General features: G+C 73.3%; 7 protein-coding genes and 1 tRNA gene. 2 read left to right on the top strand and 6 right to left on the bottom strand.

Translation table 11 applies throughout. From position 1 onward, the window contains the following. The 6 genes from ABZ249_RS30745 to ABZ249_RS30720 all read right to left on the bottom strand — a co-directional run. The coding region (locus tag ABZ249_RS30745; protein ID WP_355269749.1) for a heavy metal translocating P-type ATPase at positions 1-1,766 on the bottom strand (1,766 nt) is incomplete at its 3' end. A 50-nt stretch (positions 1,767-1,816) separates the two neighbouring features. Further along, positions 1,817-2,782, bottom strand: coding sequence for a hypothetical protein (locus ABZ249_RS30740; protein WP_355269747.1), 966 nt, complete (start codon positions 2,780-2,782; stop codon positions 1,817-1,819). A 218-nt stretch (positions 2,783-3,000) separates the two neighbouring features. After that, positions 3,001-4,440 (bottom strand): MFS transporter, encoded by a 1,440-nt coding sequence (locus ABZ249_RS30735; protein WP_355269745.1) that lies wholly within the window; start codon positions 4,438-4,440, stop codon positions 3,001-3,003. Positions 4,441-4,532: 92 nt separating this feature from the next. Next, positions 4,533-4,790 (bottom strand): heavy-metal-associated domain-containing protein, encoded by a 258-nt coding sequence (locus tag ABZ249_RS30730; protein ID WP_220563526.1) that lies wholly within the window; start codon positions 4,788-4,790, stop codon positions 4,533-4,535. Positions 4,791-4,925: 135 nt separating this feature from the next. Further along, a complete protein-coding gene (locus ABZ249_RS30725) occupies positions 4,926-5,498 on the bottom strand; it encodes a GNAT family N-acetyltransferase (protein WP_355269743.1) in 573 nt (190 codons plus the stop codon). A 99-nt stretch (positions 5,499-5,597) separates the two neighbouring features. Next, positions 5,598-5,682 (bottom strand) — tRNA-Leu (locus ABZ249_RS30720). Between the two features lie 142 nt (positions 5,683-5,824). Between ABZ249_RS30720 and ABZ249_RS30715 the strand changes: the two genes are divergently transcribed. Continuing rightward, positions 5,825-7,147 (top strand): M20/M25/M40 family metallo-hydrolase, encoded by a 1,323-nt coding sequence (locus ABZ249_RS30715; protein ID WP_355269741.1) that lies wholly within the window; start codon positions 5,825-5,827, stop codon positions 7,145-7,147. Between the two features lie 253 nt (positions 7,148-7,400). Then, complete coding sequence (locus ABZ249_RS30710) at positions 7,401-8,402, top strand: hypothetical protein (protein WP_355269739.1); 1,002 nt, start codon at positions 7,401-7,403, stop codon at positions 8,400-8,402. Positions 8,403-8,432 lie beyond the last annotated feature (30 nt).

Raw genomic sequence — 8,432 nt, 5'->3', positions numbered from 1 at the left:
AACTGCTCGACGGCCTGGGCGCTGGTGGGCTTGACGGTGTCGGAGACCACGAGAACACCCCGGGCGGCGCCGTCCCAGCCGACGGCGACGGCGGTCCCGCCCGCGGCCTCCGCGGCGGCCTTGGCGCTCGCCAGTTCGGCGGGCAGCTCCTGCGACCACTCGGCGAGCAGCGAGGTGCGGCCGACCAGGACGGCGTGGCCGTCGACGATGCCCTGCACGCCCTGTCCCTCGACGTTGGCGAAGTCCTCGACCTGACCGAGCCCGCCGGTACGGGCGAGGGCGGCCTTGGCGATGGCCTGGGCGATGGGGTGCTCGGAGGCGTTCTCCAGGGCCCCGGCCAGCCGCAGCACCTCGTCCTCGCTCTGGCCGGGGGCGGTGAACACGTCGGTGAGCGTCATCCGGCCGGTGGTGACGGTGCCGGTCTTGTCCAGAACGATCGTGTCGATGCCGCGGGTGGTCTCCAGGACCTCCGGGCCCTTGATGAGGATGCCGAGCTGGGCGCCGCGCCCGGTGCCGACCAGCAGCGCGGTCGGGGTGGCCAGGCCCAGGGCGCAGGGGCAGGCGATGATGAGCACCGCGACCGCCGCGGTGAACGCCGCCGCCACCGATCCGCCGGTACCGATCCAGAAGCCGAGGGTCACGGCCGCCAGGGCGATGACGATGGGGACGAAGACGCCCGAGATCCGGTCGGCGAGGCGCTGGACCTCGGCCTTGCCGTTCTGCGCGTCCTCGACCAGGCGGGCCATCTGGGCGAGCTGTGTGTCGGATCCGACGCGGGAGGCGCGCACGACCAGGCGTCCGCCGGCGTTGACGGTGGCACCCACCACGGCGTCGCCGGGGCCGACCTCGACCGGCACGGACTCGCCGGTGAGCATGCTCATGTCGACGGCGGAGGTGCCCTCCTCCACGGTCCCGTCGGTGGCGACCTTCTCACCGGGCCGGACGATGAACAGGTCGCCCTCGGTCAGGTCGGCGGTGGGGATCCGCAGCTCGGCGCCGTCGCGCAGCACGGTGACGTCCTTGGCGCCGAGTTCGAGCAGGGCGCGCAGGGCGGCGCCGGCCCGGCGCTTGGACCGGGCCTCGAAGTAGCGTCCGGCCAGGATGAAGGTGGTGACCCCGGCGGCGACCTCCAGGTAGATGTTGGCGGAGCCGTCGGTGCGGGCGATGGTGAGCTCGAACGGGTGCGTCATGCCCGGCTCGCCCGCGGTGCCGAAGAACAGCGCGTACAGGGACCAGGCGAAGGCGGCGATCGTGCCCATGGACACCAGGGTGTCCATGGTGGCCGCGCCGAGCTTGAGGTTCTTCCAGGCGGCGATGTGGAAGGGCAGCGCGCCCCAGACGAGCACGGGCGCCGCGAGGACGAGCGAGGCCCACTGCCAGTAGGTGAACTGGAGCGCGGGGGCCATCGCCATCGCGATGACCGGCACCGACAGCAGGGCGCTGACGATGAGGCGGTCGCGCAGCGGGCGGGTCGGGTCCGCGGCCTCCGCCGCGCCGTCGTCATCGGCGGCGGCGTCGGCGGAGCGGGGCACCTCAGCGGTGTACCCGGCCTTCTCGACCTGGGCGATCAGCTCCTCGGCGGGCACCGGGTCACCGTCGAAGACCACGCGCGCCGTCTCGGTGGCGTAGTTGACGGTGGCGGTGACGCCGTCGAGCCGGTTGAGGCGCTTCTCGATGCGGCTCGCGCAGGAGGCGCAGGTCATGCCGCCGATCGCCAGCTCGATCCGCTCTCCGGACTCTCTGACGTCTCCGGTTCCGGTGTTCATCGTTGCTCCTTGAGGTCGTGGGGGTGCGCGGCAGGGGGGCGTCGTCACGGTCAGTGGGAGTGCGGCGCGTGGCTCTCCTGGTCCGTGTGCTCCTCCGCGGTGACGGTGCCGTCGGCGGTCACGGTGAACTCCGCGGTCCGCACCTCGCCGCCGTGCTTGAAGTCGAGGAAGAGCCGGTAGTCGCCGACGGAGGGCACCATGGCCTGGAAGGTGATCTCGGGCCCGGGCTCGGTCACACCATCGCCGGGCTCGCCCTCCGGGTGGACGTGCAGGTAGGCGAGGTCGCCGGCGCGCAGCGCCACGAGGTGGCCGTAGGCGCCGAGGTAGGGCTCCAGGTCGGTGACCTTCTCGCCGTCGCGGGTGACGGTGAGGGTCAGCGGGTTGGTCCGCCCGGGGACGAGGTCGCCGTCGAGGGTGACGGTGTAGCCGTCCACCTCGGCGGTCCGCTCGGCGGCGGGGAGGTCCTGCGGCTCGTGGTCGCCGGGGACGGTGAGGTCCGCGCCGAGGGTGAGGCCGCTCCCGTGCTCCTGCGGGACGAAGTCGGCGAACATCCGGTAGGCCCCGGGGGTATCCACCTCCAGCGGGACGCTCCAGGTGCCGTCCTCGGCCATCTCCGGGTGCACGTGCCGGTATCCGCTCATGTCGCGGCCGACCACGATCAGGTGCATGCGCTTGTCGTGCGACTCCTCGAACCCGGTCACGGGCTCGCCGTCGGGGCCCAGGATGCGGAACGAGAGGGTCTCCTCCTCGCCCGCCCGGTCGGGGGTCCGGACCGGGGTGAGCGTGTAGCCGTCCTGGGAGATCTGGAGGCCGGAGGGGGTGGAGTGCGCGCCGTTCATGGAAGTCTCCTCATCGGTGGTGGTGCCGGTGCCGGTGGTGCCGTCGTGGCCGGTGTGCTCGCTCGCCTCGGTGGTGTCCGGGAGCAGGGGGCCCACCAGGCCGCCGGCCCCCATCGCTCCGGCGAAGGCCACGGCGAGGCCCAGTCCGTAGAGCCCGAGCTTGGCGGGGACGTTCATCGTCGGTCCTTTCCTTCCTCTGTGGCCGGATGCTTCGAGCGGTGTGCGCCGGAGCCCTCCGCGGGGGAGTTCGTCGGCGACAACTCAAGGAATACCATACCCCCCCAGGGTATACAAGTCCCCGGGACGGGGCCACTGTGACGTGTGTCCTCGAATCCGCGGACACGGCGGAGCCGGACGGCCCCTCCTCGGGCCGCCCGGCTCGCCGCGGGGACGGGTCAGACGCCCGTCCCGGCGGTCTCCCCCTCCTCGGACCGGGTCGCGGCCGCCCTCTGCGGGCGCATGAGGGCGAACCCGAGCACCGCACCCGCCACGGCCACCGCTCCGGCCCCGATGAACGCGGCCTGGAAGCCGTCGGTCAGCGCGGCCGGGTCGCCGAGCCGGTCGGCCCCCCACGCGGTGGCGACGGCGGTCATGGCCGCCAGGCCCAGGGCGGAACCGACCTGGTAGGTGGTGTTGACGATGCCCGAGGCCAGCCCCGCCTCCTCCGGGCGCGCCCCGCTGATGGAGGCGATCGTGGCCGGGATGAACACCAGCGACATGCCCAGGGCCGCGATCAGGGAGCCGGGCAGGACGTCGACGAGGTAGTCGCCCCCGGGGCGGGCCAGGGAGAGCAGGCCCAGGCCGGCGGCCAGGACCAGCAGGCCCGTCACGATCAGCGGCTTGAGGCCGAAGCGGCCGATGAGCCGGCCGGTGACGGTGGTCATGAGGAGCATCATCAGCAGCGTCATCGGCAGCAGGGCCGCGCCGCTGGGGAAGGCCCCGTACCCCAGGACCTGCTGGAGGTAGAGGTTGAGGAAGTACCACATCGGGATCCACGCGGCCCCCAGCAGGGTGATCGCCACGTTCCCGGCCAGCAGGCCGGGGGTGCGCCAGACGCCCAGGGGCATCAGCGGGGCGCGGACCAGGCGCTGGCTGACGACGAAGACCCCCAGGAGGACCGCTCCGCCGACGAGGCCGAGCAGCGTGGCCGCGGAGGTCCAGCCCTGTTCGGAGGCCTGGACGATGCCGAACACCGCCAGGGCCAGGCCGCCGGTGGCCGAGACGGCGCCCAGGAGGTCGACCGATCCGCCGCGTCCGCTCACCGCGGGCAGCAGGGCCGGGACGGCGGCCAGGGAGGCCAGTCCGATGGGGATGTAGAGGAGGAACAGCCACGGCCAGCTCAGCCATTCGGTGATGGCGCCGCCGAGGAAGACGCCGGCCGTGCCGCCCGCCGGGGCGGCCGCGCCGTAGAAGGCCAGCGCCTTGGTGCGCTCGCCGGTGTCGTGGGCGAAGATCATCATCAGCAGGGTCATCGCCGACGGCGCGATCAGCGCTCCGCCCGCGCCCTGGACCGCGCGGCCCAGGAGTTCGACCCAGGCAGTCTCGGCCGCGGCGGCCAGGACGGACCCGGCGATGAGGGTGACCCAGCCCGCGGTGAACACCCGGCGCGCGCCGAGCAGGTCGGACAGGCGTCCTCCCAGGAGCAGCAGACCGCCGAAGGCGATGACGTAGGCGTTGAAGACCCATTGCAGGGAGCTGGGGGAGAAGCCGAGGTCGCGCTGCATCTCGGGCAGGGCGACCCCGATGATCGAGGTGTCCATGATGACCATGAACTGCGCGCCGGCGAGCACCAGGAGTGCCCACCAGCGGCGGGGATCGGCTTGTGGCGTTGACATGCTGCTGTCTCCTGAACACGGTCCCGCCTCGCGGCGGACCATCGAGGGGTGGAGCTGGAGTGGTCGGGCGGGGCGGGACCGTGGGGGTTCCGTCAGACGCCCGCGAACCGGTAGCCGGCCTCGGTGACGGCCGCGCGGATCGCGTCGTCGTCGAAGCCCGAGCCCTGGACGGCGACCGTGCCGGCGGCGAGGTCGACCGTCACGCCGGTGACGCCGGCGACGCCGCCGATCCCGGTGCTGACGGAGTTCGCGCAGTGTCCGCAGGTCATTCCCTCGACCTGGTAGACCCGCGCGTCCCCGGGGGTCTCGGCGGCGGTCGTCCCGGTCTCACAGGAACAGGTGGAGCACATGGGTTCCTCCTCGTGTCGGGATACCCCCTTGGGGTATCTGGGGAACAGATTTAACATACTCCTGGGGGGTATGCAAGGGGGAGGGGTGCCCGCCGTCGCAGCCGGGGCGCGGCACGCCGCGCCCCGGCGGAGGGGTCAGCGCAGGTCGCGCCGCATCAGCACACGGGGGTGGCCGGCCAGGACCGAGGAGGTGTCGGCGGCGTGGACGAACCCGGCGCGCTCGAAGTTCCTCCGGAGTCCGGGGTAGGCCATCGTCAGGTCCACCCGGGCGTCGCCGTTGTCCAAGGGATAGGCCTCGACCACGGGTGCGCCGTGCGCCCGGGCGAACTCGACGGCCCCGGCGATCAGGGCGTGCGAGATCCCCTTCTTCCGGTGGCCCGGGCGCACGCGGACGCACCACAGCGACCACACGGGGAGGTCGTCGACGTGCGGGATTTTGCGGCTGCGGGCGAAGGAGGTGTCCGCGCGCGGCGCCACCGCGGCCCAGCCGACGGGTTCGTCGCCGTCGTAGGCGAGCACCCCCGGCGCCGGCTCGGCGCGGCACAGCCCGGCGACGTACTCGCCGCGGGCGGGGCCGCGCAGCTCCCTGTTGAGCGCGGACGGGAGCCGGTAACTGAGGCACCAGCACACGTCGGCGCCGGGTGATCTCGGTCCCACCAGGGCCCGCACGTCCTCGAACACCGAGGCGGGGCGAACGTCGACGGCCATGGCGCCAGCATGCCACGCCCGGCGCGGGGAACCGTCGCGCCCGTGCGCGGGAACCGCGCCCCGACATGAGAAAAGGCCCTGCGAACAGGGCCTTCGTTGTGTCCGAGGGGGGACTTGAACCCCCACAGCCTTAACGGCCACTAGCACCTCAAGCTAGCGCGTCTACCTATTCCGCCACCCGGACCGGTGGTATCGGGCGGCAGCGCCGCCTGACAGGTCAACAATAGCAAAGCTCCGGAGTGCCCCGAACCGCTTTTCGGGCCGGGGGTGATCATGACAGGGTCGGGGGCGACGAGCACAGTGACACGGTGGAACAGGAGCGTCCGATGACACGGGAATCCGAGGGCTTGAGCGCGGCCGAGGTCGAAGTCGTCGACCTGTGCCGGGAGCTCATCGCCTTCGACACCTCCAACTACGGCGACCACTCCGGGCCGGGCGAGCGCAAGGCGGCGGAGTACGTGGTGGGCAGGCTCGACGAGGTCGGGGTGGAGGCGACGGTCTACGAGAAGCACCCCGGACGCAGCAACGTGGTGGCGCGGATCGAGGGGGCGGACCCGAGCCGTCCCCCGCTGCTCGTCCACGGCCACCTGGACGTGGTGCCGGCCGCGGCGCAGGACTGGACGCACCACCCCTTCGCCGGGGAGATCGCGGACGGCTGCGTGTGGGGCCGCGGCGCGGTCGACATGAAGAACATGAACGCGATGGTCCTGGCGGTGCTGCGGCAGCGGCTGCGGGAGGGGCGGCGCCCGCCGCGCGACATCGTGCTGGCCTTCCTGGCCGACGAGGAGGCGGGCGGCACCTGGGGCGCCCAGTACCTGGTGGACGAGCACCCCGACCTTTTCGCCGACTGCGACGCCGCCATCAGCGAGGTCGGCGGCTTCTCCTTCACGGTGAGGGACGACCGGCGGCTCTACCTCATCGAGACCGCCGAGAAGGGCATCGCCTGGATGAAGCTGACCGCGCGCGGCACCGCCGGGCACGGTTCGATGGTCAACCGGGACAACGCGGTCACCGAGCTGGCGGCGGCGGTCGCCCGGCTGGGGGAGCACGCGTTCCCCGTGCACCTGACCCCCACGGTGCGCACGTTCCTGGAGGAGATCTGCGAGGAGTTCCGGATCCCCTTCGACGAGAACGACCTGGACGCGACGGTCGCGCGGCTGGGCCCGATCGCCCGGATGATCGGGGCGACCCTGCGCAACACCCTCAACCCGACGGTGCTCGGCGGCGGCTACAAGGCGAACGTCATCCCCGGCGAGGCGACCGCCCAGGTGGACGGGCGCTTCCTGCCCGGTACCGAGGACGACTACTTCGCCACGATCGACCGGCTGCTCGGCCCCAAGGTGAGCCGGGAGTTCATCCACCACCTGCCCGCGGTGGAGACCCCCTTCGAGGGCGGGCTGGTGAACGCCATGTCTGCGGCCCTGCTGGCGGAGGACCCCGGCGCCCGCGCCGTCCCCTACTGCCTGTCGGGCGGGACGGACGCCAAGAGCTTCTCCCGGCTGGGGGTGCGCAACTTCGGTTTCGCGCCGCTCAAGCTGCCCCCGGAGCTGGACTTCGCCGGCATGTTCCACGGCGTGGACGAGCGGGTGCCGATCGACGGGCTGCAGTTCGGGGTCCGGGTGCTGGACCGGTTCATCGAGATGAGCTGAACGGAAACCGGGACGAGCTGGAATCGGGATGACATGATCCGCCCCTACCTGCGGTGATTCGTCCCCGGGTCGCGCCGGGAACTTCTCGGCGCGGCCCCCTTGTTCGCGTGCGTCGTCACAGAACGTGATGCTACGGTGTCTGTGAGTTCAACGATGTGGTGGCTCGGGCACGTCCGCCGTGCGCCCACCGCATCCGATCCGGGCGGCGCCGTCGCACGGGACCGTCCAGCAGTCAGGAAACGAGGGGGCATCCATGGTGCTCACGGGCCGGGAGTGGTCGGTGTCGACCGACCGTGCCGCCCGTGGCGACCGTGCCCTCTGCCGCCTGCTGCTCCTGTCCGGCATCATGGCCGTCGCGTGGCTGGCCGGGGTGGGTGTCGCCCATGGCGAGACCGGCCCCGGCGGGCTCGTCGACCGGGTCCTGGGCCCCGAGGGCGTCGTCGAGGAGGCCGGCCGCTCGGCCGAGGGGGAGGTCCGGGTCACCGGCACCGCCGCCCGGGCCGCCACCGGCGCCCTGACCGGCACCGTCGTGCCCCAGGCCGCCGAGCTCCCCGAGACCGTCCTCGACGGGACCGGGGTCTCCGGAGCCCTGGAGGGCACCTCCACCGGCCGCGTCGTCGAGGACACCGCCCGCACCGTGGACGGCACCGCCCGTGAGGCGGGCCGGCTGGTCGACTCCGTCGCCACCACCGGGCGCGAAGTGGTGGGCTCCGCCGACGGCGCCCTGCGCGAAGGCGACCTGGTGGGCGGCGTCGCCGGACTCACCGAGCCCACCGGCGCCCTGGACGCCCTCGGCGACACCGTCACCGCGACGATGCCCGCCGACCTGCCGCTGGTCGGCGGCCCCGACACCCCCGCCGCGGTGGCACGCCCCGCGGTGGACCGGGCGGTCGGCTCCGCCACCGAGGCGGTCGAGCGGGCGGGCCGCGCCGAGCGCACCGCGCCCGGGTTCGCCCTGGTCACGCCCGTCGGCGGGCCGGCCGACGCGTCCGCGGGCGCCGTCGACGGCGCCTCCGGCGACGCCGACACCGACCGGGGCGAGCGCATCCGCCTCATCGCGGGCGGTTCCACCGGCCCGAGCGGCGCCGACGCCACCGGTGCGTCCGCGCCGTCGTTCCCCACGCCCGGCACCGCCGGGTTCCTGACGCCCCGGGCCGCCCACCTGGCCCCCCGGGTGCAGCGGGTCGCCCTGCCCGGCGACCCCACCCTCGTCGTGCGCGACGCCGCCGACGACCCCTCCTTCTCCCCCGACTAGCCGCGCCTTCACCCGCCGCGGTCGGTCCGG

The sequence above is a fragment of the Nocardiopsis sp. NPDC006139 genome, assembly GCF_040614155.1.
Lineage (GTDB): Bacteria > Actinomycetota > Actinomycetes > Streptosporangiales > Streptosporangiaceae > Nocardiopsis > Nocardiopsis changdeensis.
Note: the sequence above shows the minus strand (reverse complement) of the source record. Positions and strands in the feature narration are given on the sequence as shown.